The sequence below is a fragment of the Coprococcus aceti genome (genome assembly GCF_025567285.1).
GTDB classification, from domain to species: domain Bacteria; phylum Bacillota; class Clostridia; order Lachnospirales; family Lachnospiraceae; genus Coprococcus; species Coprococcus aceti.
On record NZ_JAOQJT010000002.1, the window covers coordinates 302,202 to 326,401 of the forward strand.

Sequence of the window (24,200 nt, forward strand, 5' to 3'; positions counted from 1 at the left end):
ACATGTCGCCTACCGGCTCCATGCAGGCATTCGCATTATGACGGCTTGCGCAAGCGCATCCGTCGCAATGCTCATTATATCATACAAACACCCATTCTGACTGTCAAATCATTTAAAAATTCACCAAAATCCTGCTATGGCCACAATGAAAAAGGCAGCGACGATTCGCCGCTGCCTAAGGGTATATATTATTTTTTAGGGGTCAAATTTAATTTTTTACAAATGATACATTTGATATAGAAACTGTATGTGCTCCAAGTGTGTATCCTTCAACATATCCCATTGAGAAGAATAATCCGGCACCTGTATCAACAGTGATACCATCTGTGAAAACTTCTTCCTTAGGTGTAATTGCGAGTGTTACATCCTTAGCCTCACCAGCTGTAAGAACTACATCTTCACCGCCATGCCATGCATATCCGGCTGAAGGAGTCATAACAGCAACCTTCACAACTCTATCAACATCAGAAACCAATGTACATTTAAGCGTATATGACTCGCCCTGCTCAAGAGATAATCCCATCTGCTTAAGCTGGATGTTCCAGTCTGCCTCACCCACGTTTTCAACACTGTATGTGATCTTTCCATCTCCAGCCTCAAATGTGGCATCTCCAGGAGCAGTTACTGCATTTTCCCAACCGGCAAGGCTACCATCCTCACTCATCTCAAATTCTGAATTTGTGATAAGATTCTTGCCTACAGGCACATCTATCTCTGGAGCTGAAGTCTTTTCAAGGACAATATTGTCAATACAGATTCTATGCTGATCAGTAATTGCCGAACCATTTTCTCCGCCTGCGCCAAGTGCAATATTGAAAATACTCTCTTCGTCTGTGTCACAGGCCATCTGGAATGTGTTTGAAACAGTCATATATTTCTGATCAGCCTGATCGTATGCATCAAGCTTTACTGTTTCCTGAACATATGGTGTCCAGTCCTCTGCACCTGTACTATCCTTATGCGTGCTTCCATCTCTCTGTATCGCGTACTGAACAGTTCTCGACACAGAGCTCTTTATATCAAATGAAAGCTTGTACCACTGTCCTTTCTCAAGCTTGATATTATTCTGCTTGAGCTGTATCTTCCAGTTTTGGTCACCTGAATTCTTTATTGTGAAGTCAGCAGCATTGTCCTCCTTCTGGCTGTCCACAACAGACTCTGCATCCGCACTGCTGTCTATATACACATCATATCCAGCAAAATCTGCTGAAAAGTTCCCATTGAGAAGAAGTGAATCCTGCATTATCTTCACATTGTCTAACAGAACTTCTCCGCTGTTACCAAAATCAATGCTGATTGAACTGTCAGTCACTTCTTCTCCGGTCTCAAACTTGTAAACATAATTCTTAATTCCTTTATCCAGAGTTACAGCAAACTTTGAATCTCCTGTAGTGATAATTATATTCTTTCCCTCAGTTGCAGTCTCAGCATCAAATTTAAGTACATACTTTGTATTTGGGGCATACGCAAGCTCATCCTGTGATAATACGAAGTTGCCATCTATACTCTCATCCAATGACTTGTATGAAAATCTTCTTCCGTCAGACAGACCTGTCACCTTATACTCAGCACCGCAATTGTTGCTGACTGTCCAATATCCAAGTCTTCCTGTTCCTTCCTGAAATTCTCCATTGTAAACTAGGTTTCCATCAGCGAGGATCGTCTTCTTGTCAACTATCTCAGTCTGATTTGTCTTTACCAGCTTTACATTTGCAATATGTACACCAGCCACGCTTCCCTGATTGCCGAAGTTGAATTCTATTCTTCCCTTGTCATCAGATGAATCAGTCATCGTATACTCATACTCAAATGTCTGTTTCTCTGTTGTCATATCAAATTTTGTATCCTTAAGATATCTTCCCCATGATCTGGTTGGCGCTGAGACATCAATTATGCCTGTTCTCGCCTCATCCGCCCACGCATCAAATGAAAGCTTGTATGTGGCACCTTTTTCTACAGGAATATCAGGCTGTACCAACTGTATGCTGTAATCAACCGTTCCTGCATCAATTGTATTTATGTTGATTGTATTGTTCTCGATGACCGCTGTTCCTTCGCCGCCATTCTGCGCCATAAAAATCCAGTTTTCTGCATCTCCCAGATCCTCGGTCTCACTAAAATCACCATTTATTACATAATTGCCATTTTCATCCGGATCACGAATTATAACTTCACGCTCTGGCTTTGTCACATTTTCGTCATAAGACTCCTTCTGGTATACTCTCACATAATCAACATATAAGCTCTCACTGTTAATATAATCTGCATCTGCATCCGGATTTCCTGGCCAATTGCCGCCAACTGCAAGATTGAGTATTACATAGAATGGCTGATCAAACGGTGCCGGATAAGTAACTGTACCTTTTCCGGCAGTTGTAGAATACCAGTCATTTTCCTCATGCATCTTAACTCCATCTACATACCACGTAATTTTTCCAGGCTCCCAGTCACATGTAAATACATGATAGCTGTCCGCAAATGACTTTCCATTTGAAAGTGTATATTTTCCCTGTGACTCTGAATGCGGATTGCCATAGTGAATCGTTCCATAGGTTGTATATGTATTGTCTCCAAGAACCTCCATCACATCTATCTCACCACATCTAGGCCACTGTCCATACAGGCTCTCATTTGTAGGCATCATCCATGCTGCAGGAAGATAGCCCTTACCTGTAGGTACCTTTGCTCTGAACTGTACTCTGCCATACTTGAAATCCTGCTTATTCTGTGTGTTTACTCTTCCCGATGTATATGATATAGAACCATCCTCATTCACTTTTTTCTTTGAGCTTATAATAAGTGTGCCATTCTTGACTTTTATATTATCTTCAGAATCAACATATGACTGAAGCTCATTATTGACCCAGCCAGGCTCATGGAGTTCAACATTCCAAATATCACGGTTGAGCTCTGTTCCGTCAAATTCATCATGCCATAAAAGTTTATACCCCTGCGACTCGTATTTATTTTCTACAGTCACCTTCTTATTTACAATCACTTTACATGTTGCTTTCTTTCCTGAACCGTCAGCAGCTTTTGCTGTGATTGTAGCTGTACCTGGTGCTATAGCCTTCACAACGCCTTTTGCTGAAACCGTTGCAATCTTTTTATTGCTCGATGTCCAACTTAACGTCTTGTTGGTTGCCGATGCAGGAGCGACAGTAGCTGTAAGAGTTTTACTGCTTCCCTCTGTGATAGTGAGTGTTGCCGCTGAAAGCTTGATAGAAGTAACTGGCTGTTTTACTGTAATCTTACATCTTGCATATTTGCCACTTCCATCCATAGCCTTCGCAGTTATATATACTCTTCCAACCTTAACTGCTTTTACAACACCTTTCGAGGAAACTGTTGCTATTCTTTTATCTGATGATGACCACTGAATTCTCTTATATGTGGCATTCTTTGGAGCAATTGAAGCTTTTAACGTCCTGCTGGTTCCTTTAAACATGTTCACAGCCTTTGCAGACAATTTAACAGTCTTCGTAGGAACCCCAACATAAACATTAAACCTATACATTACCTTTGGGTTTGCAGCACTCTTCACTGCTACAACCGCTTTTCCTGATTTTACCGCTTTGACAACACCCTTGTTATCTACTGTAACTATCTTCTTATTTGATGATACATATGTTACTTTTTTGCTGATCTTACCTGTAACTACAACTCTAGGTTTCACCCGAAACTTTGTACCCTTTTTTAGTACAAGTTTATTTGTGACAAGATTTGTCACAGTTACAGACTTTACCGCAGCTTTTGATGTTCTAGCGCTAACGTCTGATGGACACAGAGTGATCAACATACAAACTACAAGTATCATAGCCACAAGCTGTTTTAACCTTCTCATAAAATACTCCTCTCCAAAAATAAAATAATAATATTTACGACGTCGCATCTTTATAAAGTATTTTGATAATAACATCTTATACATTTGCCATATATCGTTTTATTGCTTTTTATATAGTTTACATGATATATTATAGAGGAGTTGTAAAGTAAGACTTTTATAAACTTTTGATAACATATAAATTTTTACCCTGACACAATTTACTGGAAAGGATTTATACACATATGAAATACTCAAAGGAAATATTCTACCAGGAATTTATAAGACGCGAAGATTCAACCAATAGAGCGCCCTATAACCCTGAACTTGAATTTTACTCAATAATACAAAATGGAGATATAGAACAGGTTAAAGAATTGTGTAAAGCCTCACCACTTAAGGATAAAAAAGGACTCGGCTTACTATCTGAAAAGCCGGTCAACAACATAAGATATCATTTTGTCATAACAACAGCCCTTGTTGCAAGATACTGTATTGAAGGTGGTCTCGATGTGGCAACTGCTTACAATCTCAGTGATTTTTATATAAAAAAGTCAGATACAATGAAGTCTGTGGAGGATATATCTGAATTACATGCGTTCATGTGCATCGACTATGCAAAAAAAATGCGAAACCTTAAGAAAAATTCCATATGCTCCAAACCGGTCGCAGAGTGCATAGACTACATATACGATCATCTGCATACTAGGATCACTGTTGAACTTCTGGCAAAACGTGTCAATCTCACCCCGTCATACCTGTCAAGGCTGTTCAAAAAAGAGACCGGAGATAATATCGGACATTATATAAAAATGCTAAAACTTGATACTGCAAGGAACATGCTCATATACTCTGATTATAGCCCTGCCCAGATAGCACAGACTCTCGCATTTCCAAGTCAGAGTTATTTTACCGAACAGTTCAGATTACATACTGGTCTAACACCTGCGAACTATAGAAATATAAATTTAAGGCAAACCCCATTTCATAAAAACAATACTTAGTTCCTGAAATATACCACCTTGTTTTTCTAAGCGTAAACAAAAGGGATTACCTTGTGATAAAGCACTTGATAATCCCTTTCAATATTCTATATCAGATTTAATCTAAAACTAATATATTTTGGCCTGTTTAAAATTACTTTCCGGCATTTACAACCTGACCGAAATCAGCCTTGAGTGAAGCACCGCCGATAAGACCACCGTCGATGTCTGGCTTTGCAAGGAGCTCAGCAGCATTGCCAGCGTTCATAGAACCGCCGTACTGAATTCTTACCGCCTCAGCTGTATCTGTATCGTAGATCTCAGCGATGAGATCACGGATTCCCTTACATACTTCCTGTGCCTGATCTGATGTAGCTGTCTTACCTGTTCCGATAGCCCAGATTGGCTCGTAAGCGATAACCATTGACTTAACCTGATCTGCTGTTACGCCAGCGAGATCTGACTTGATCTGAAGACGGATCCAGTCCATAGTAACACCGAGCTCTCTCTGCTCAAGTGACTCACCACAGCAAAGAATAGGTGTGATACCAGCCTCAAATGCCTTCTTAACCTTCTTGTTGAGAAGAACATCATCCTCCTTAAAGTAATCACGACGCTCTGAATGTCCGATGATAACGTACTTAACACCAGCATCAACAAGCATTGCTGCTGAGATCTCGCCTGTGTAAGCTCCGCTCTCCTCAAAGTACATGTTCTCTGCACCTACAGCTACGTTTGTTCCCTTTGTTGCCTCAACAACTGGTACGATATCGATAGCTGGTACACAGTATACTACATCTACGTCATCATTCTTTACTAAGTCCTTTAACAGGTTAACAAGCTCAACAGCCTCGCTAGGAGTCTTGTTCATCTTCCAGTTACCTGCAATAATCTTCTTTCTTGCCATTGTAATCTACCTCTTATATTTGTATTTTTTGATGAGTACCGGCCTGAACCGGCACCCACCAGTATAATCTTTATATCTCAGCGATATACAAATTACTTGTCGTTAGCTGCTGCTACGCCCGGAAGCTCCTTACCCTCAAGGAACTCAAGTGAAGCTCCACCACCTGTTGAGATGTGGCTCATCTTTGAACCGTAACCAAGCTGGTTAACTGCTGCTGCTGAATCTCCACCACCGATGATTGTTGTAGCATCTGTATCAGCAAGTGCTGCTGCAACTGCCTTTGTACCGGCTGCAAGTACAGGGTTCTCGAATACACCCATAGGTCCATTCCAAACAACTGTCTTAGCTGTCTTAACTGCGTCTGAGTAAAGCTCGATAGTCTTAGGTCCGATATCGCAGCCTTCCTTGTCTGCAGGCATCTTGTCAGCGTCAAATACCTCTGTCTTGATGCTTGGATCGTCGATAGGGTTAGGGAAATCCTCGATCATAACTGTATCAACTGGAAGAAGAAGCTTCTTGCCAAGGCTCTCTGCCTTTGCCATCATCTCCTTGCAGTAATCGATCTTAGAATCGTCTACAAGTGACTTACCGATCTCATATCCCTTAGCCTTAAGGAATGTGTAAGCCATACCACCACCGATGATAAGTGTATCGCACTTCTCAAGAAGGTTTGAAATAACGTTCAGCTTGTCAGCAACCTTAGCACCACCGAGGATAGCTACAAATGGTCTAACTGGGTTCTCTACTGCATTGCCAAGGAAGTCGATCTCCTTCTGCATTAAGTAACCAACTACTGCTGTGTCAACAAGTCCAGCAACACCAACGTTTGAGCAGTGAGCTCTGTGAGCTGTTCCGAATGCATCATTTACAAATACATCACAGATGCTTGCAAGATCCTTAGAGAAAGCCTCTCCGTTCTTTGTCTCTTCAGCTCTGAAACGTGTATTCTCAAGAAGGATTACATCTCCGTCCTTCATAGCGTCAACTGCAGCCTTAACTGTGTCGTCAACAACCTCAAGGCTTGGTACGAACTTAACCTCCTGTCCAAGGAGCTCTGTAAGTCTCTTAGCAACTGGTGCAAGGGTCTTAGTCTGCTTGTCTTCCTCAGTCTTAACCTTTCCAAGGTGTGAGCAAAGAATAACCTTTCCACCATCAGCAATAAGCTTCTTGATTGTTGGAAGAGCTGCAACAAGTCTGTTCTCGTCTGTAATCTCTCCGTTCTTTAATGGTACATTGAAGTCGCATCTGCAAAGCACGCGCTTGCCCTTAACATTGATATCATCTACTGATTTCTTGTTTAATGACATTTCTAATTCCTCCTAAATAATGTTATAGAACAGAAAACTATAAGTTGTCCTCTGCCCAGCTACCTACCCGCTCTTATGCGGGAACATAGAAACGCATAATTGCTTCCTACGAAGAAAAAAGGGCCCGGTCCTTGGAGACCGGACCCTCTATTAGGTCTAATAAATACTTTTAAATGAGCTTACATTATAAAAGCTAATTATAGCTTGAAATAACTTATGCTAACTCTGCGAAGTACTTGATTGTTCTAACCATCTGGCTTGTGTATGAGTTCTCATTGTCATACCATGAAACAACCTGAACCTCATATAAATCATCAGCGATCTTTGATACCATTGTCTGAGTTGAATCAAATAATGAACCATATCTCATACCGATAACATCTGATGAAACGATTGGATCTGTGTTGTAACCGAATGACTCTGAAGCAGCAGCCTTCATTGCAGCGTTGATTCCATCAACTGTTACATCAGCACCCTTAACAACTGCTGTAAGGATTGTTGTTGAACCTGTTGGAACTGGAACTCTCTGAGCTGATCCGATAAGCTTGCCATTTAACTCTGGGATAACAAGACCGATAGCCTTAGCAGCACCTGTTGAGTTAGGAACGATATTAGCAGCACCTGCTCTAGCTCTTCTTAAATCGCCCTTTCTGTGTGGTCCGTCAAGTATCATCTGATCGCCTGTGTAAGCGTGGATTGTTGACATGATACCAGACTGGATTGGAGCATAGTCATTAAGAGCCTTAGCCATTGGTGCAAGACAGTTAGTTGTACATGAAGCTGCTGAGATGATCTGATCATCAGCTGTTAATGTATCCTGGTTAACTGAGAATACGATAGTCTTAAGATCATTACCAGCTGGAGCTGAGATAACAACCTTCTTAGCACCTGCGTTGATATGAGCCATTGACTTCTCCTTTGAGCAGTAGAAACCAGTACACTCAAGAACTACATCAACACCGATCTTACCCCAAGGAAGGTTGTTTGCATCTGCCTCCTTGTAGATTGTAAGAGTCTTACCATCAACTGTGATTGTGTTAGCCTCATCATCAGCTGAAACTGTGTGAAGGTTCTCACCGATCTTGCCACAGTATCCACCCTGTGCTGTATCGTACTTGAGAAGATCTGCAAGCATTGAAGGCTTTGTTAAATCGTTGATTGCAACAACTTCATAACCCTCTGCACCGAACATCTGTCTGAATGCAAGACGACCAATACGTCCAAAACCGTTAATTGCTACTTTTACTGCCATTTTTTATTCCTCCTAGGTTTTTGAAATATAATAAAAGTATTTATCAATCTGCTACGCGGGAACGTAGCAAATAAATCGTGTTAAATACACAAGCTAATCATACATTCTTTAGGTAAAAATTTCAAGCCTTAATCTCATTTTTTTAGTTATCATCTATCCAAAATAGACAAATTTGTTTTAACAAATTATACTAATGGGCTGAGGCTATAGAAAAAATGTTTCTACTACAATTTGATAATAATAAGATTACTCAACAGCTTTACTTTATATATTTTTTTCAGTGTTTTATGTTATAATATGAAACGCAATGATTATAAACGGAGGTATACAGAAAATGATCATCTGTGATTCGCATATACATTCGGAGTTCTCAAGCGACTCTTCTGCTCCACTGGACAGTATAATCCAGAAGGCAATACAACTTGGAATTCCAAAGATCTGTCTGACAGATCACCACGATATAGACTTTCCTATCAATCCGGAGGACGGTTTTGACTTCCAACTTGATTTCGATTCGTACTTTGCTGCGATAGACGAAATACGACACAGATACGGAGATCGGATTGACGTGAGAAGCGGCGTGGAACTCGGTCTCATGAATACGGTTGCCGGCAAGGCAAGGGACATTGCTGATAAATACAAAAATGAACTGGACTTTATCATAGGATCATCACACCTTGTCAGGGGCCTCGACCCATACTATCCAGCTTACTATGAGGGACGTACAGAGATAGAAGGTATACGTGATTACTTTGAGTCCATTCTTGAGAATGTGACTCTGATAGATGACTTTGACGTATATGGTCATCTTGACTACGTAGTAAGATACTGCCCATCAGGCGAGAAGATCTTTAGGATGGCAGATTATAATGATGTGCTTGAACAGATTTTCAAAATAATCATCCCAAAGGGAAAAGGTATAGAGATCAATACCGGAAGCCTGTACAAGAATATGAGTTACGCACATCCTCACATGGATATCCTGAAACTCTACAAGGATATGGGTGGCGAGATCATCACAGTGGGATCTGATGCACACAAGCCCGAATATCTGTGCTATGATTTTGAGACATATGCAAGGGATGCCCTCACATCACTCGGCTACAGATACTACTGTACATTCAAGAACAGAAAGCCAGAATTCAATCCGCTGTAAAAAAAAATTGCAAAATATCAATTTATATACTTATAAATATAAAAAGATGGAACACATACGCCAGTTCAATGGCTTATATGTTCCATCTTTTTTATACCGTAAATTCAATTCCGGCAGTCACCTGACTGCTCTATTTGTTTCATATCTCATTATGTATTGTTTCCTGTATAGTACGGACTATGTGGTATATCATGAATGTCTGTTTTTCTCATTTTTTCAAGATAATCGCCTCCGGCGCCATCCAGATCACCATATATCGCATTTGGGCAATAACTGAGGAGCATGTCAAGGACTTTCTTTTTTCTCTTTCCGGTCACAAGTCCTCTTAAATTAATATATACATTATTTTCATGATTTCCAGTATACATACAGTAATATTCCAATTTGCCTCTTCGCATACTCGTATATACATATGTTATAAGATACACATCCCATCTGTACGCAAGGTTGTATCTCATTGTCTTTGATGCGATAACCTCATGTGAAGCCATAATGTATTTATTCTCATAGATAATATCACCATACAATTTGTCTGCCATTTCAAACACACTGCCACCATGATTTTTATTCTCTCGGTTGAGCAACTTCTCCGGAGTCCGTATCATCCTAATGCCATCCCATATGCATATAACCGAAATTACAGTCAGAAAAATCAATGGCCCTGTGAAACTATTCAATTCAAACTCTCCATTATGTATCATGGAGCATATAGTGATTATCATAAAAACAAAAATCACTGAAAAGATACCAAACAATATCCATCCACGCACTTTGACGTCTTTGCGCAAAACTTCTCTGCCTGTATCACCCATACGAAATCTCCTTATGTCAGACCATCACCCTTTGTAAAACCCTGTCAACAGATGCTTCCTCCGCCAAGCACATGATCATCTTCATAGAACACTACAGCCTGTCCCTTTGTCACAGCTCTTACCGGCTCGTCAAATACTGCTTCTACCAGATCTTCATCTATCTTTCTGATGGTACACATACTTCCCTTATGATTGTATCTGATCTTCGCCTTGACATGCATTGGCTCCGTGAGATCCTCTATGGACATAAAGTTCAGTCCGTTGCATATCAGCCTTTCTGAAAATACATCTCCGTTCTCTCCTATAACAACCTGATTTGTCTCAGGTATGATGTCCACCACAAATACCGGATGCCCCATCGCAAGCCCAAGTCCTTTTCTCTGTCCTATGGTGTAGTGTATGATTCCCTTATGTCTTCCGATCGCATTGCCATGTATGTCTACAAAATCTCCCGGAACCGCCTTAAGTCCTGCTTCATTCTCAAGATAACCGGCGTAATCTCCATCTGGCACAAAGCATATATCCTGGCTATCCGGCTTGTGAGCCACCATAAGTCCGTGATCCTCTGCAATTTTTCTGATCTCAGGCTTGCTGTACTCTCCAACCGGCATGAGTGTCCTGGCGAGCTGCTCCTGGGTGAGATTGTAGAGAGCATATGTCTGATCCTTCTCTATTCCCCTGGCCTCCTGGAGAGTATATCTTCCATTTGGAAGCTGTATGATCCTTGCATAGTGTCCCGTAGCAATATAATCGCCCCCGATGGCCATGCATCTCGTAAGCAGAGACTCCCATTTTACATATCTGTTGCATGCAATACATGGATTCGGAGTTCTTCCGCATTTGTATTCGTCCACAAAATAGTCTATTACGTACTTCTTGAATTCTTCCTTGAAATTCATAACGTAATACGGAATATCGAGCTGCGATGCCACACGCCTGGCATCATCCACAGCAGAAAGTCCGCAGCATCCGGCATGGGCACTCACCACGTCCCTGTCCTCATCCTGCCATATCTGCATGGTAACTCCTATTACATTGTAGCCCTGCTCCTTGAGCAAAAGTGCGGCAACCGACGAGTCGACTCCGCCTGACATTCCAACACACACTGTCTTCTTATCTGTATCGACCAAATTTTTTCCCTCTTTATACATAGTTATATCTTGTGTAATTTACATGTTTCTCCTGGCAAAATCCTGATACGCAGGTGACATTTTTCTGAGATTTTCCACGATTCTCTTGAGATTATCTACCACCGCATCCGCCTCATCCATGGTGTTCTCATATCCCAGAGTCAGTCTGACCGCACCATGGGATATCTCCTTCGGAAGCCCTATAGCTGTCAGCACATGGGAGGGATCAACAGAACCCGATGTACATGCGGAACCGGCAGAAGCACATATGCCCGCCATATCGAGCATGATGAGGATCGTCTCGCCCTCAACGAACTGGAAGCTGACATTTACATTGTTCGGAAGTCTGTCTTTGTCATGTCCGTTCAGTCTGGAATAAGGAATCTCCGATAAAATTCTGTGTATCATATGATCTCTGATATCTGTCTCCTGCTTCATCCGATCTTCCATTGAGAGCATCGCAAGTTCCGCAGCTTTGCCCACTCCTACAATCCCCGGTACATTCTCTGTTCCGGCACGTCTTCCTCTCTCCTGCTGGCCTCCGTGGATAAAGCTTCCAAGCTTTATTCCGCTCCGTATATACAGGAACCCGATTCCCTTCGGGCCATTAAGCTTATGTCCGCTGCTGCTGAGCATATCTATGTTCATGGCATTTACATCCAGTGGTATCTGTCCATACGCCTGAACCGCATCCGTGTGGAATAGAATGCCATGTTCATGCGCAATAGCTCCTATCCTGCTTATCGGCTCTATGGTTCCTATCTCATTGTTTGCAGCCATAACCGAGATGAGGATCGTATCCGGTCTTATCGCCGACTCCAGCCTGTCAGGATCAACCATACCCTTCTCATCCACATCCAGATATGTCACGTCAAAGCCCCTCTTCTCCAGATACTGACATGTGTGAAGAATGGCATGGTGCTCTATCCTGGTCGTAATTATATGTTTTCCCTTATCCTGAAAGGCTTCCGCTACAGCCTTTAAAGCCCAGTTATCCGATTCCGAACCACCGCCCGTGAAATAGATCTCCTCAGGCTTTGCGCCAAGCGAATCAGCAATTATATCCCTCGCCACATTTATCACATCCTTATTTCTCGATGCAAATGTATATACGCCTGAAGGGTTTCCAAACTTTTCTGTAAAATAAGGCAACATGGCGTCGAGCACTTCAGGTCTCACCGCCGTCGTCGCTGCATGATCCATATATATTAACTTTCCCATTTTCGCTCTCTTTCCATTACCTTTTCTGTCACTTGTCAATGACAAATGCAACACTGCATTCATCACACGAAACTATATTACTATATAGTATTCTACCACTATACAAATGCCACGTGCTATGTATATATTATTATGCTCTCATCATATCTCATTATCTTCGTCTCTTAATCTCTTTGGACGCTTTCCATAGGCTTTACTATTTTCTTATAGACCCTGAGAAGAAAGATCGTCGATATGATCACACTGAAAACCTCTGCGATAGGGAACGCTGCCCACACACCATTCACGCTGTTCATTGCTTTCGACAGGAAATATGCCACAGGAAGTATGACAAAAAGCTGTCTCGCCATAGACACTATCATACTGTACACGCCCTTTCCTACAGCCTGAAACATTCCCGAACATGTGACAGAAAATCCTGCAAATATAAACGCTGTACTCATGATCCTGACCGCTGGTATCCCCATCAACAGCATCTCATCTGTGGCATCAAATATTTTAAGTATCTGTCCCGGAAATACCTGCATGATAGCAAGACAGAATACCATAATGGAACAACCGACCATCACACCAAGCTTCATGGTGCGTTTCATTCTGTCAGGTTTCTGCGCTCCGTAGTTGTATGAAATTATCGGTATCATTCCGTTGTTCAATCCGAATACAGGCATAAATGCCATACTCTGCACCTTGAAATACGCTCCGAACACTGCAACGGCCAATTTCGAGAATGAGTACAGTATCAGATTCAGGAAATAATTCATCACAGAACCTATTGCAACCATGATAACCGACGGCACACCTACGCTGAGAATCTTACCAATTATCTCGCCATGTGGCCTGAATCTTCTGAGTGTTATATGGAGATCCGGATTCTTCTTGATATTGAATATCATAGCAAGAGTTCCAGCTATACACTGTCCACATACAGTTGCAATGGCAGCACCCTTTACTCCCATTTGTGGACATCCGAGAAGACCAAATATCATTATAGGATCAAGTATAAGATTGATGACAGCACCGAGTATCTGGGTTATCATACTGTACATTGTACGTCCCGTGGACTGCAGCAATCTCTCAAATGTCATCTGGAAAGCTATACCGAAAGCACAACAGCAGCACACCTCGAGATACTCTGTTCCATATTGGATTACCCGTGCATCCCCCGTCTGACTTTCCATGAATGTCCTTGCAAAGAATAAACCTATTATCAGGAATATCACATATCCTATCGCCTCAAGGAATATTCCCTGTCTGGCAACTTCATTTGCCCTGTCAAATTTCTTCTCTCCAAGTGCCTTGGATATAAACGCATTAAAGCCAACTCCCAGTCCCGAGAAAACTCCTATCATCAGATTCTGTATCGGAAATGCCGTGGACACAGCCGTAAGTCCGTCCATGCTGAATCTTGACACAAACACACTGTCCACAACATTGTACATAGCCTGGAACAGCATGGAAATAATCATAGGAAGTGACATTGACATCAGAAGCTTTCCCTCAGACATCACTCCCATCTTATTTTCTCTACTCTCACCTGCGAACGCTTTTCCATTAGCAGATATTGTTTTATTATCAGATATTATTTTCTCACCAGATTTTTTCCTGTTATCAGGTGATTTTTCATTATTTTCGACGCTGTCTTTCTCTTTCATATGTACCTCTCCTCTGAATGCTCCTGCTGTGCATAATGTACTGTACCTGCCATTTGTGCTTATCCTCACACACACTTATCTTCACTTGCACTTATCCGCACATGCATACTCTCTTTATCTACTATACTCAAACTAATTAATACTACATTATTTTTGTATTATTTACAATACACTTGTATTTTGATTTTCGATCTCTATTTTCTGATTTCTAATTTTCGATTTATCGATTTCTCATCGACTCAATTCACCGACTCGTATATTGGACCCATATATTCACATTTACAATCATCAATTCATTTATAGCTCACTAATAATGCTATTCACTCATCATCGAGCAGAGTATCCCTAGTAATGAAAACGGACACTCAGCAAAGAACAGCACGTTATTTTTCGCCAGTATATCCTCAACACGACCCTCACGTAGCCGCACACAAATCGTTCCGTACCTGAATTCATCCTGCAACAGCCCTATGCAATTCAAACGATTCTACAATTCAGACCACCATACAGCTCAAAAAATCCCCCTCTTGAACATCAAATCCAAGAGGGGGACTTATAATTGATAATCTAAAATTATCTATATGACAAACAAGCTGTTAATTACTTATTAGCAAGCTCTGCCTTGATAGCCTCTGTAAGAGCTGGAACGATCTTGTTGAGATCTCCAACTACACCATAGTCAGCTACATCAAAGATAGGAGCATCCTCATCCTTGTTGATAGCAACGATGATGTCTGACTCTTCCATACCAGCTACGTGCTGGATAGCACCTGAAATACCGATTGCGAAGTATACCTGTGGACGAACTGTCTTACCAGTCTGACCAACCTGAAGCTCCTTTGGCTTCCAGCCTGAATCTACAACTGCACGTGAGCATGATACCTGTCCACCAAGTACCTCTGCAAGATCATCAAGGAGCTTGAAGTTCTCTGCTGAACCAACTCCACGACCACCTGAAACAAGGATTTTAGCATCCATGATATCCTTGATATCTGAGATAGCCTTTGAGATCTCAAGAATCTCAACATACTTGTTGTTAGGTACGAATCCTGGATTGTACTCGATAACCTCTGCCTTCTTACCAGCTACCTTGTCAAGCTTCTGCATAACACCTGGACGAACTGTAGCCATCTGTGGACGGTTGTCAGGACATGCGATTGTAGCGATTGTGTTACCACCGAATGCAGGACGTGTCATAAGAAGCTGATTGTGCTTCTGCTCCTGATTTGGAAGTGCAACAAGAGGGAAATCACCGATCTCAAGTAATGTACAGTCTGCTGTAAGACCTGTAGCAACTCTTGCTGAAACTGTTGGACCAAGATCTCTACCGATTGCTGTAGCACCAACTAAAACGATCTCTGGCTTGTACTCATTGATAACTGATGCAAGTGCGTGTGCATATGGCTCAGTTCTGTACTCCTTGAGCTCTGGATCGTCAACAACGATAACTCTATCTGCGCCGTACTCTGCAAGCTCATCTACAAGACCCTTAACGTCTGAACCGATAAGGACTGCAGTTACCTGCTCATCAAGCTTCTCTGCCAGTCTCTTTCCTTCGCCGATAAGCTCGAAAGAAATACCACTTAACTTATTATCTACCTGCTGTGCAAAGACAAATACGCCTTTGTAGTTCTTCATTTCTTCTGCGTTCATTGCGCCCATTTTATTCACCACTTTTCCTTTACTATATTAGATTACATGCTTATCCTTTAACTTGCCAACAATATAGCTAACTGCCTCATCTGGAGAATCAGGAACAACCTTCTCGCCTGCACCCTTTCTTACCTTATCTGAAGCCTTAGCGATCTTTGTAGGTGAGCCCTTAAGACCGATGTTAGAATCATCAACATCAACGAGGTCTGCTCTGCCAAGTGTTGTGATCTCTGCATTAACTGCATCGAAGATTCCACCTGGAGTCATGTATCTTGGCTCATTTAACTCAGAAAGTGCTGTTACAAGGCAAGGCATCTTAGCCTTTAACATATGATATCCGTCATCATACTGACGCTTAACGATAACTGCGTCTCCGTCAACCTTGATCTCCTGTGCATATGAAATTACAGGAATTCCAAGATGCTCAGCGATCTGTGGTCCAACCTGAGCTGTATCTCCATCGATAGCCTGACGACCTGTTATGATCAGATCATAATCAAGCTTTCTGAGAGCTCCAGCGATTGTTGTTGATGTAGCCCATGTATCAGCTCCACCAAGAACACGGTCTGTTACAAGAACACCCTTGTCAGCTCCCATAGCGATTGCTTCCTGAAGAACGTCAGCAGCCTTTGGAAGACCCATTGTAAGAACTGTTACCTCTGCACCATACTGATCCTTTAATCTAAGTGCAGCCTCAAGTCCTGCCTTATCATCAGGGTTCATGATTGTAAGCATTGCTGCTCTGTTTAATGTACCGTCTGGGTTGAACTGTACTCCACCCTTTGTATCAGGTACCTGCTTTATACAAACTATAACCTTCACGTTAAGTACCTCCTATATTACTTTAATAAGTTTGCAGAAATAACCATACGCTGAACCTCTGAAGTTCCCTCGTAGATCTCTGTAATCTTAGCATCACGCATCATACGCTCAACATCGTACTCCTTGATGTAACCGTAACCACCGTGTAACTGAACACACTTTGTAGTAACTTCCATAGCAACCTCGGCTGCGTAAAGCTTAGCCATAGCTGCCTCTACTGAGTAAGAAACCTTAGCACCGCTCTGGTACTCATCCTTCTTTCTTGCTGCCTTGTATACGAGAAGCTTAGCTGCCTCGATCTTTGTTGCAAGGTCTGCAAGAACAAACTGTGTATTCTGGAACTGAGCGATTGATCTGCCGAACTGCTTTCTCTCTTTAACATAGTTTACTGTTGTCTCGAGAGCGCCCTCTGCAATACCAAGAGCCTGAGCAGCGATACCGATACGTCCACCGTCAAGTGTGTGCATAGCGATATTGAATCCCTTACCCTTCTGTCCAAGAAGAGCGTCCTTTGGAATACGGCAGTCTGTGAAGATAAGCTCGTATGTTGAAGAACCACAGATACCCATCTTGTTCTCCTTTGTACCGAATGTAAATCCAGGTGTACCCTTCTCTACGATGAATGCTGAGATCTCCTTCATCTTTCTGCCACGCTTCTCAACGATACCAGTAACTGCGATAACGATATATACGTCAGCCTCTTTACCGTTTGTGATGAAGCACTTTGATCCGTTAAGTACCCACTCGTCTCCGTCAAGTACAGCCTTTGTCTGCTGTCCCTGAGCATCTGTACCAGCACCTGGCTCAGTAAGACCGAAAGCACCAAGCTTTCTGCCTGAAGCAAGATCAGGAACATACTTCTCCTTCTGAGCTGGTGTACCAAATGTTACGATAGGATCAACACAGAGTGATGTGTGTGCTGATACGATAACACCTGTAGTACCACAAACCTTTGAAAGTTCCTCAACGCACATAGCATATGTGAGAATATCACAGCCCTGTCCGCCTAACTCCTTAGAAACAGGGATTCCTAAGAAACCATACTTTGCCATCTTCTCTACAGTCTCTCTAGGAAATCTGTGCTGTTCGTCAATTTCCTGAGCAAGAGGCTTTACTTCATTCTGCGCGAACTCTCTGAATAAATTCTGCGCCATTTCATACTTCTTGTCTAAAGCGAAATCCATTCTAATTATTCCTCCATGAATATATTATATTACTTAGCACTATTACTGAGCATCAACTGGTGTCTTTGTACGATCAGCATTGTATACATAGAATCCTCTGCCGCTCTTAACACCAAGGTTGCCGCCACGTACCATCTTACGAAGTAATGGACATGCACGATACTTGCTGTCACCTGTCTCATTGTACAGAACGTCCATGATTGCAAGACAGATATCAAGGCCTACGAAATCACCTAACTCAAGTGGTCCCATTGGATGGTTAGCACCAAGCTTCATAGCAGCGTCAATACCAGCTATGTCTGATACACCTTCCATCTTGATGAATGCAGCTTCGTTGATCATTGGGATGAGGATTCTGTTTACTACGAATCCAGCAGCCTCGTTAACCTGTACTGGAGTCTTACCGATCTCCTCTGAGATCTTAACGATCTTCTCTACAATCTCAGCTGGTGTATTAACACCTGCGATAACCTCGATGAGCTTCATTCTGTCAGCTGGATTGAAGAAATGCATACCGATCATAGGACGTGTAAGACCATTTCCAATCTCTGTGATAGAAAGTGATGATGTGTTTGAAGCAAATACACACTCTGGCTTGCAGATCTTGTCAAGCTCAGCAAATGTTGTCTTCTTTACTTCCATGTTCTCGAAAGCAGCCTCAACTATAAGGTCGCAGTCTGCACATAAGTCTTCCTTAAGACCTGGAGTGATGCTGGCAAGAATACCATCAACCTTCTCCTGTGTCATCTTTCCTTTTTCTACGAGTCTTGCATAACCCTTAGCGATCTTGTCCTTACCGCCTTCAGCCCACTCCTGCTTGATATCACAGAGTGCAACCTCGTATCCGTCAACCTGAGCAAATGCCTTAGCAATGCCCTGACCCATGGTTCCTGCACCAATTACGCCAACCTTCATTTTTATGTCCTCCTAAATCTTTTTTTCCGGTAAACATGAGAAATTCATATACGTTTCGTTTAACATGCTACCATAATACTTATATCACACATTTAGGATGGTTTACCTTTATCAGATTCCCCACCCTAAATGTTAATATCAGAACTGTTAATTATTACTTATTCTGGAAAGGAACAACCTTAAGTTTCTTCTCCTTGTCTTTCTCAAGGAAATTGCCCATTCCTGCCTTCTGATCCTCTGTCTCGAAACAGTCACCAAAAAGCTTCTCCTCAATAACAATTGCCTGATCCATATCTACCTGTAAGCCATCGTTGATAGCCTTCTTGCAGTTTCTTACTGCAATAGGAGCGTTTGCTGCGATTCCGGCTGCCATCTTCTTAGCTGCTGGAAGGAGCTCCTCAAGTGGATAAACAGCGTTCACAAGACCGATTCTGTAAGCCTCATCTGCCTTGATGTTTCTTGCTGTGTAGATAAGCTGCTTAGCCATGCCTGCACCTACAAGACGTGCAAGTCTCTGTGTTCCGCCAAAACCAGGTGTGATTCCAAGACCAGCCTCTGGCTGACCGAATATTGCATTCTCTGAGCAGATTCTGATATCACAGCTCATTGAAATCTCGCATCCGCCGCCAAGAGCGAATCCATTCACTGCTGCGATGACTGGGATAGGGAATGTCTCAATGGCTCTGAACACATCGTTACCCTTCTTACCGAAGGCCTCTCCCTCTGCCTTTGTGAGTGTTGACATCTCACCTATATCAGCTCCGGCAACAAATGACTTCTCACCGGCACCTGTAAGAATAAGACATCTTGTTGTATCAAGATCAACTGCCTTGAATGTTGCATCAAGCTCTTCAAGAACTGCACTGTTGAGTGCGTTCAGAGCCTTTGGACGGTTGATTGTGATAATTCCTACATATCCATCCTGTTCGTATGTAACAAACTCCATGATGTATCTCCTTTATTATCTAAAATTAGTCCTCGATCTTAACGACTGTTGAGCAGCCCATTCCACCACCGATACAGAGAGTAGCAAGACCTGTCTTAGCACCCTTTGCCTGCATCTCATGAAGAAGTGTAACAAGGATACGACATCCTGAAGCTCCAACTGGATGTCCAAGAGCGATAGCACCACCGTTAGGGTTAACCTGCTTGTCAACATCAAATCCAAGTTCCTTAGCAACTGCTACTGACTGTGCAGCAAATGCCTCGTTTGCCTCGATAACATCGAAGTCCTCAATCTTGAGACCAGTCTTAGCCATAACCTTCTTGGTTGAAGCTACAGGTCCGATACCCATGATTGAAGGATCAACTCCGCCAAGTGCTCCAGCTACCCATGTAGCCATAGGCTTAACGCCAAGCTCCTTAGCCTTCTCCTCGCTCATAACAACGATAGCTGCAGCACCATCATTGATACCTGAAGCGTTACCAGCTGTAACAAATCCGTTAGGATTGATTGTTCTGAGTCTTGAAAGTGTCTCAACTGTTGTACCAGGTCTTGGTCCCTCATCCTTCTTGAACTCAACCATCTCTTTCTTCTTCTTTACCATAACTGGAACGATCTCAGCATCAAATGCACCTGACTCCTGAGCTGCAACAGCCTTCTGCTGGCTCTTTGCTGCAAACTCATCAATCTCCTCACGTGTAAGACCCCACTGCTCACAGATATTGTCAGCTGTCTTGATCATGTGATAATCATTGAATGCATCCCAGAGAGCATCGTTTACCATTGTATCTACGAGTACACCATTGTTCATTCTGTAACCGAAACGACCCTTCATCATAGCGTAAGGAGCCATAGACATATTCTCCATACCACCTGCAACTACGATATCAGCATCTCCTGCCTCGATCATCTGTGCAGCCATGTTGACACAGTTAAGACCTGAACCACAGACAACGTTAACTGTAACAGCAGTTGTCTCGATTGGAAGTCCTGCCTTGATTGAAGCCTGACGTGCAACGTTCTGTCCCTGACCAGCCTGGATAACACATCCCATGTATACGTGGTCTACCTGATCTGCAGGAACTCCTGCTCTGTTGATAGCCTCCTTGATAACGATTGAACCAAGCTCTGCTGCTGGTGTTGTGCTGAGTGATCCACCCATTGTTCCGATAGCTGTACGACATGCGCCTGCTAAAACAATCTTCTTTGCCATTTTCAAATCCTCCATTTAAAAAAATATTAGTGTGACATAAGACTACATATAAAAAAACCTTAAAGGTTCACACAATCTGCCATAATTCTAGCACAAAAGCATGTGCCACGCAACCAAAAATGAACGACTCCGCGAAGGAGCTATTTCCTTTTATTCCTGTTTTTGCCATTTTTAGCATTCTTCTGCCCGGATGATTTTGTGTTTTTCTGTGGAACAACTTTATTATTTTTGCTGTTTTTACCATTATTGATTGAATTGTTCTTACTTTTATCATTTTTGCCATACGAACGTTGTCCCTGGTGTTCACCTTTCCTGTCCATCTTTCTCGGCGCTATCAGACATTTTTTATCAAAACCGATAAGATCCTGTCTGCCGGCCTTTATGAGCGCCTCTTTGACCAGATCATAATTCTCCGGTTTTCTATACATCATAAGAGCCTTCTGCATTGCCTTTTCATGTGGATTATGAGGTACATATACCGGTTTCATGGTTCTAGGATCGACTCCGGTATAGTACATACATGTGGATATCGTGGACGGCGTAGGATAGAAATCTTGCACCTGTTCAGGCATATAGCCTATATCCCTTACATATTCGGCAAGCTCCACCGCCTCCTTCAGCGTAGATCCGGGATGTGATGACATCAGGTACGGAACAACATACTGCTGCTTTCCAGTCTTTGCATTTACCCTTTTGTATCTATCAATGAATTTCTCATATACACTGTTCTGTGGCTTGCCCATCATCCTGAGAACATTATCCGATACATGCTCCGGCGCAACTCTGAGCTGTCCGCTTATGTGCTTCTCGCAAAGCTCTTTCAGGAATTCATCATTGCTGTCCGCCATCACATAATCGAATCGTATTCCCGATCTGATAAATACTTTTTTCACACCCGGAACCGCTTCCAGCTTCCGCAGAAGCTCAACATAATCCTTGTGGTCAACCTTCAGATTCCTGCACGGTTCCGGGAACAGACACTGCTTGTTGGTGCATACACCATATTTATCCTGCTTTGCACATGATTTATGCCTGAAATTCGCAGTCGGCCCTCCGACATCATGTATATAGCCTTTGAAATCAGGATCATGCGTCATGCGCTCCGCTTCCTTTATCAGTGACTCGTGGCTTCTTGTCTGTATGATCCTGCCCTGGTGAAATGTCAGTGCGCAGAAGCTGCATCCTCCGAAGCAGCCCCGGTTGCTCGTCAGGCTGAATTTTATCTCTGATATAGCCGGGATACCGCCCGCCTCCTCATATATCGGATGGTAGTTATTCATATATGGCAGATCATACACATCGTCCATCTCCATCTGGGTGAGCGGATAAGCCGGAGGATTCTGAACAACATATCCTCTGTTTCCGTATCCCTCAACCAGCGTTTTAGCCGAGTATGGATCTGTATTTATATACTGTGTATAAAAGCTTCTTGCATATTCCAGTCTATCCTTTGAAAGACTGTCATAATCCGGCAGTATAATGGAATCCTCGGGCACACCGGATATATCCTTTGTCCTGTAGCATGTACCCCTGACAAATGTGATATCTTTCACATCTATTCCGCTGTCGAGCGCCTCCGCTATCTCTATCATGCTGTGCTCGCCCATGCCATACGAAAGTATATCGGCGGATGAATCCACCAGAATGGAATGTTTCAATTTATCAGACCAATAATCATAGTGTGCCATACGTCTGAGGCTGGCCTCTATACCTCCGATTATGATCGGAACATCCTTGTACGTTCTCCTTATCAGATTACAGTATACCGTGGTGGCATAATCAGGCCGAAGTCCCATCTGTCCACCTGGAGAGTACGCATCCTTCTGTCTTCTCTTCTTGGACACAGAATAATGGTTCACCATGGAATCCATATTGCCTCCGCACACCAAAAAGCCCAGTCTTGGTCTGCCAAAAACATCAATGCTCTTGTCATTCTTCCAATCAGGCTGGGCAATCATACACACCTTATATCCATATCTCTCAAGCAATCTGCTTATGATTGCAGGGCCAAATGAGGGATGGTCAACATAGGCATCACCTATGACAAACACAAAGTCCGCCTGTGTCCACCCTCTCTTCTTCATGTCCTCCATGCAGATCGGCAAATAATCTCTTTCCATACATTTAATCTTCTTTCTTATCGCTGAGGTTGACAGACATTCCAGCGCCGAGAGCCACTGCCTCAAGTGCTTTTTCCGATACATATGCCTCTATCCCTGTGCGCTCTTTGATTATTCTGTCCATTCCGTATATAAGACTTCCTCCTCCGGTAAGCACAATGCCCGATACCGCAATGTCAGCCACCAGCTCCGGCGGTGCAGTCTCAAGAACATTGTGTATTGCTCCAAGAATATGCTCTGTAGTCTCCTCAAATGCATCTACTGTTTCATTCGCAGTTATTGTTACAGCCTTTGGAAGTCCCTTGATAAGATCACGGCCCTTGATCACATACTCAATATCTTCATCACGCTTTACGACTGAGCCAACAGCAATCTTCGCATTCTCCGCTGTCTGATAACCTATAAGCAGGTTGTATTTTCTTCTGGCATACTTGATGAGTGCATTATTATAGTCATCTCCGGCGTATTTTATGGAGCTGCTCTCCACTGCACCACCAAGGGATACGACCGCAATATCCGTGGTTCCACCGCCTATGTCGACCACCATATTACCCTTTGCCTCATAGATATCTACATTTGCTCCTACAGCAGCAGCCAAAGGTTCCTCCATGACATACACAGTCTTGGCACCGGTCTTGTACACTGCTTCCTCAACAGCTCTTCTCTGCACCTCGGTAACACCGCTTGGAACACACACGCATATCCTTGGTCTTCCAACTCCCGAACGTTTCTCCATTGCGCTTCTGATAAATGCCTTAAGCATTATCTCCGCTATTGTATAATCAGATATAACTCCCTTATTGAGAGGTCTGACGACCTCTATATTCTCCGGAGTCTTTCCTATCATTTTCTTGGCTTTTGTTCCTATTGCTATTACTTTTTTTGTAGATACTTCATATGCGACAACAGACGGCTGGTTTACAACAATTCCCTTACCTCTTACGCTGATCAATACATTTGACGTTCCTAAATCTACTCCAATATCAGTTGAAAGCATATAAATTCTCCTTTATCACAACAAAATAATACCAGTGCTATAACACAGATATTATAAGCACTGGTATTGTTTTTTTCAACAAAATTCTACAACGGTATATCCGTCACAAA

The 24,200-nt window shown here is 42.6% G+C and carries 18 protein-coding genes; 2 read left to right on the forward strand and 16 right to left on the reverse strand.

The window, feature by feature from the left end:
• Window positions 1-208: 208 nt before the first annotated feature.
• Complete coding sequence (locus tag OCV54_RS03815) at window positions 209-3,844, reverse strand: carbohydrate binding domain-containing protein (RefSeq protein WP_055222702.1); 3,636 nt, start codon at window positions 3,842-3,844, stop codon at window positions 209-211.
• A gap of 224 nt (window positions 3,845-4,068) precedes the next feature.
• Between OCV54_RS03815 and OCV54_RS03820 the strand changes: the two genes are divergently transcribed.
• Entirely contained in the window at window positions 4,069-4,827 is a 759-nt protein-coding gene (locus tag OCV54_RS03820) for a helix-turn-helix domain-containing protein (RefSeq protein WP_022216405.1), read from the forward strand.
• 133 nt (window positions 4,828-4,960) lie between these two features.
• Here the strand turns inward: OCV54_RS03820 and tpiA are convergent, their stop codons facing one another.
• From tpiA to gap, 3 genes are all read right to left on the reverse strand, one after another.
• Complete coding sequence (tpiA, locus tag OCV54_RS03825; RefSeq protein ID WP_004852916.1) at window positions 4,961-5,713, reverse strand: triose-phosphate isomerase; 753 nt, start codon at window positions 5,711-5,713, stop codon at window positions 4,961-4,963.
• 92 nt (window positions 5,714-5,805) lie between these two features.
• The gene (locus tag OCV54_RS03830; RefSeq protein ID WP_022216404.1) at window positions 5,806-7,020 is read right to left on the reverse strand and encodes a phosphoglycerate kinase; all 1,215 of its coding nucleotides are present in this window, start codon (window positions 7,018-7,020) and stop codon (window positions 5,806-5,808) included.
• A gap of 214 nt (window positions 7,021-7,234) precedes the next feature.
• Window positions 7,235-8,272 (reverse strand): type I glyceraldehyde-3-phosphate dehydrogenase, encoded by a 1,038-nt coding sequence (gap, locus tag OCV54_RS03835; RefSeq protein ID WP_004852921.1) that lies wholly within the window; start codon window positions 8,270-8,272, stop codon window positions 7,235-7,237.
• A gap of 334 nt (window positions 8,273-8,606) precedes the next feature.
• On the opposite strand from gap, the gene OCV54_RS03840 reads away from it, so the two are divergent.
• Window positions 8,607-9,428, forward strand: coding sequence for a histidinol-phosphatase HisJ family protein (locus OCV54_RS03840; RefSeq protein ID WP_022216403.1), 822 nt, complete (start codon window positions 8,607-8,609; stop codon window positions 9,426-9,428).
• Between the two features lie 149 nt (window positions 9,429-9,577).
• Here the strand turns inward: OCV54_RS03840 and OCV54_RS03845 are convergent, their stop codons facing one another.
• From OCV54_RS03845 to mreB, 12 genes are all read right to left on the reverse strand, one after another.
• Window positions 9,578-10,033 (reverse strand): hypothetical protein, encoded by a 456-nt coding sequence (locus OCV54_RS03845; RefSeq protein WP_147341840.1) that lies wholly within the window; start codon window positions 10,031-10,033, stop codon window positions 9,578-9,580.
• A gap of 251 nt (window positions 10,034-10,284) precedes the next feature.
• A complete protein-coding gene (gene mnmA, locus OCV54_RS03850) occupies window positions 10,285-11,370 on the reverse strand; it encodes a tRNA 2-thiouridine(34) synthase MnmA (protein WP_262563259.1) in 1,086 nt (361 codons plus the stop codon).
• A gap of 39 nt (window positions 11,371-11,409) precedes the next feature.
• Window positions 11,410-12,591, reverse strand: a complete 1,182-nt coding sequence (nifS, locus tag OCV54_RS03855; protein WP_055222707.1) for a cysteine desulfurase NifS — start codon at window positions 12,589-12,591, stop codon at window positions 11,410-11,412.
• A 164-nt stretch (window positions 12,592-12,755) separates the two neighbouring features.
• The gene (locus OCV54_RS03860; protein ID WP_055144343.1) at window positions 12,756-14,243 is read right to left on the reverse strand and encodes an MATE family efflux transporter; all 1,488 of its coding nucleotides are present in this window, start codon (window positions 14,241-14,243) and stop codon (window positions 12,756-12,758) included.
• Window positions 14,244-14,843: 600 nt separating this feature from the next.
• Window positions 14,844-15,905, reverse strand: a complete 1,062-nt coding sequence (locus tag OCV54_RS03865; RefSeq protein WP_015535002.1) for an electron transfer flavoprotein subunit alpha/FixB family protein — start codon at window positions 15,903-15,905, stop codon at window positions 14,844-14,846.
• Window positions 15,906-15,932: 27 nt separating this feature from the next.
• Entirely contained in the window at window positions 15,933-16,718 is a 786-nt protein-coding gene (locus OCV54_RS03870; RefSeq protein ID WP_022058361.1) for an electron transfer flavoprotein subunit beta/FixA family protein, read from the reverse strand.
• 17 nt (window positions 16,719-16,735) lie between these two features.
• On the reverse strand, window positions 16,736-17,902 hold the full coding sequence (locus OCV54_RS03875; RefSeq protein WP_004852934.1) for an acyl-CoA dehydrogenase: 1,167 nt from the start codon (window positions 17,900-17,902) through the stop codon (window positions 16,736-16,738).
• Window positions 17,903-17,944: 42 nt separating this feature from the next.
• Entirely contained in the window at window positions 17,945-18,817 is an 873-nt protein-coding gene (locus OCV54_RS03880; RefSeq protein ID WP_022216397.1) for a 3-hydroxyacyl-CoA dehydrogenase family protein, read from the reverse strand.
• Between the two features lie 154 nt (window positions 18,818-18,971).
• Complete coding sequence (locus OCV54_RS03885; RefSeq protein ID WP_004852940.1) at window positions 18,972-19,763, reverse strand: enoyl-CoA hydratase-related protein; 792 nt, start codon at window positions 19,761-19,763, stop codon at window positions 18,972-18,974.
• A gap of 25 nt (window positions 19,764-19,788) precedes the next feature.
• On the reverse strand, window positions 19,789-20,973 hold the full coding sequence (locus tag OCV54_RS03890) for an acetyl-CoA C-acetyltransferase (RefSeq protein ID WP_044998303.1): 1,185 nt from the start codon (window positions 20,971-20,973) through the stop codon (window positions 19,789-19,791).
• A 140-nt stretch (window positions 20,974-21,113) separates the two neighbouring features.
• Complete coding sequence (locus tag OCV54_RS03895; RefSeq protein ID WP_055144341.1) at window positions 21,114-23,093, reverse strand: YgiQ family radical SAM protein; 1,980 nt, start codon at window positions 23,091-23,093, stop codon at window positions 21,114-21,116.
• A gap of 4 nt (window positions 23,094-23,097) precedes the next feature.
• Window positions 23,098-24,090 carry a rod shape-determining protein gene (mreB, locus tag OCV54_RS03900; RefSeq protein ID WP_015535004.1) on the reverse strand — a complete coding sequence of 331 codons (993 nt, stop codon included), beginning with the start codon at window positions 24,088-24,090 and terminating at the stop codon, window positions 23,098-23,100.
• Window positions 24,091-24,200: the final 110 nt, after the last annotated feature.

Coding starts and splice junctions, on each gene's coding strand:
- nifS (WP_055222707.1), bottom strand. CDS start 12,591: ATGGGAAAGTTAATATATATGGATCATGCAGCGACGACGGCGGTGAGA.
- tpiA (WP_004852916.1), bottom strand. CDS start 5,713: ATGGCAAGAAAGAAGATTATTGCAGGTAACTGGAAGATGAACAAGACT.
- OCV54_RS03880 (WP_022216397.1), bottom strand. CDS start 18,817: ATGAAGGTTGGCGTAATTGGTGCAGGAACCATGGGTCAGGGCATTGCT.
- OCV54_RS03830 (WP_022216404.1), bottom strand. CDS start 7,020: ATGTCATTAAACAAGAAATCAGTAGATGATATCAATGTTAAGGGCAAG.
- OCV54_RS03840 (WP_022216403.1), top strand. CDS start 8,607: ATGATCATCTGTGATTCGCATATACATTCGGAGTTCTCAAGCGACTCT.
- OCV54_RS03875 (WP_004852934.1), bottom strand. CDS start 17,902: ATGGATTTCGCTTTAGACAAGAAGTATGAAATGGCGCAGAATTTATTC.
- OCV54_RS03885 (WP_004852940.1), bottom strand. CDS start 19,763: ATGGAGTTTGTTACATACGAACAGGATGGATATGTAGGAATTATCACA.
- OCV54_RS03890 (WP_044998303.1), bottom strand. CDS start 20,973: ATGGCAAAGAAGATTGTTTTAGCAGGCGCATGTCGTACAGCTATCGGA.
- OCV54_RS03895 (WP_055144341.1), bottom strand. CDS start 23,093: ATGGAAAGAGATTATTTGCCGATCTGCATGGAGGACATGAAGAAGAGA.
- OCV54_RS03820 (WP_022216405.1), top strand. CDS start 4,069: ATGAAATACTCAAAGGAAATATTCTACCAGGAATTTATAAGACGCGAA.
- OCV54_RS03815 (WP_055222702.1), bottom strand. CDS start 3,844: ATGAGAAGGTTAAAACAGCTTGTGGCTATGATACTTGTAGTTTGTATG.
- mreB (WP_015535004.1), bottom strand. CDS start 24,090: ATGCTTTCAACTGATATTGGAGTAGATTTAGGAACGTCAAATGTATTG.
- OCV54_RS03865 (WP_015535002.1), bottom strand. CDS start 15,905: ATGGGCGCAATGAACGCAGAAGAAATGAAGAACTACAAAGGCGTATTT.
- OCV54_RS03845 (WP_147341840.1), bottom strand. CDS start 10,033: ATGATACGGACTCCGGAGAAGTTGCTCAACCGAGAGAATAAAAATCAT.
- gap (WP_004852921.1), bottom strand. CDS start 8,272: ATGGCAGTAAAAGTAGCAATTAACGGTTTTGGACGTATTGGTCGTCTT.
- OCV54_RS03860 (WP_055144343.1), bottom strand. CDS start 14,243: ATGAAAGAGAAAGACAGCGTCGAAAATAATGAAAAATCACCTGATAAC.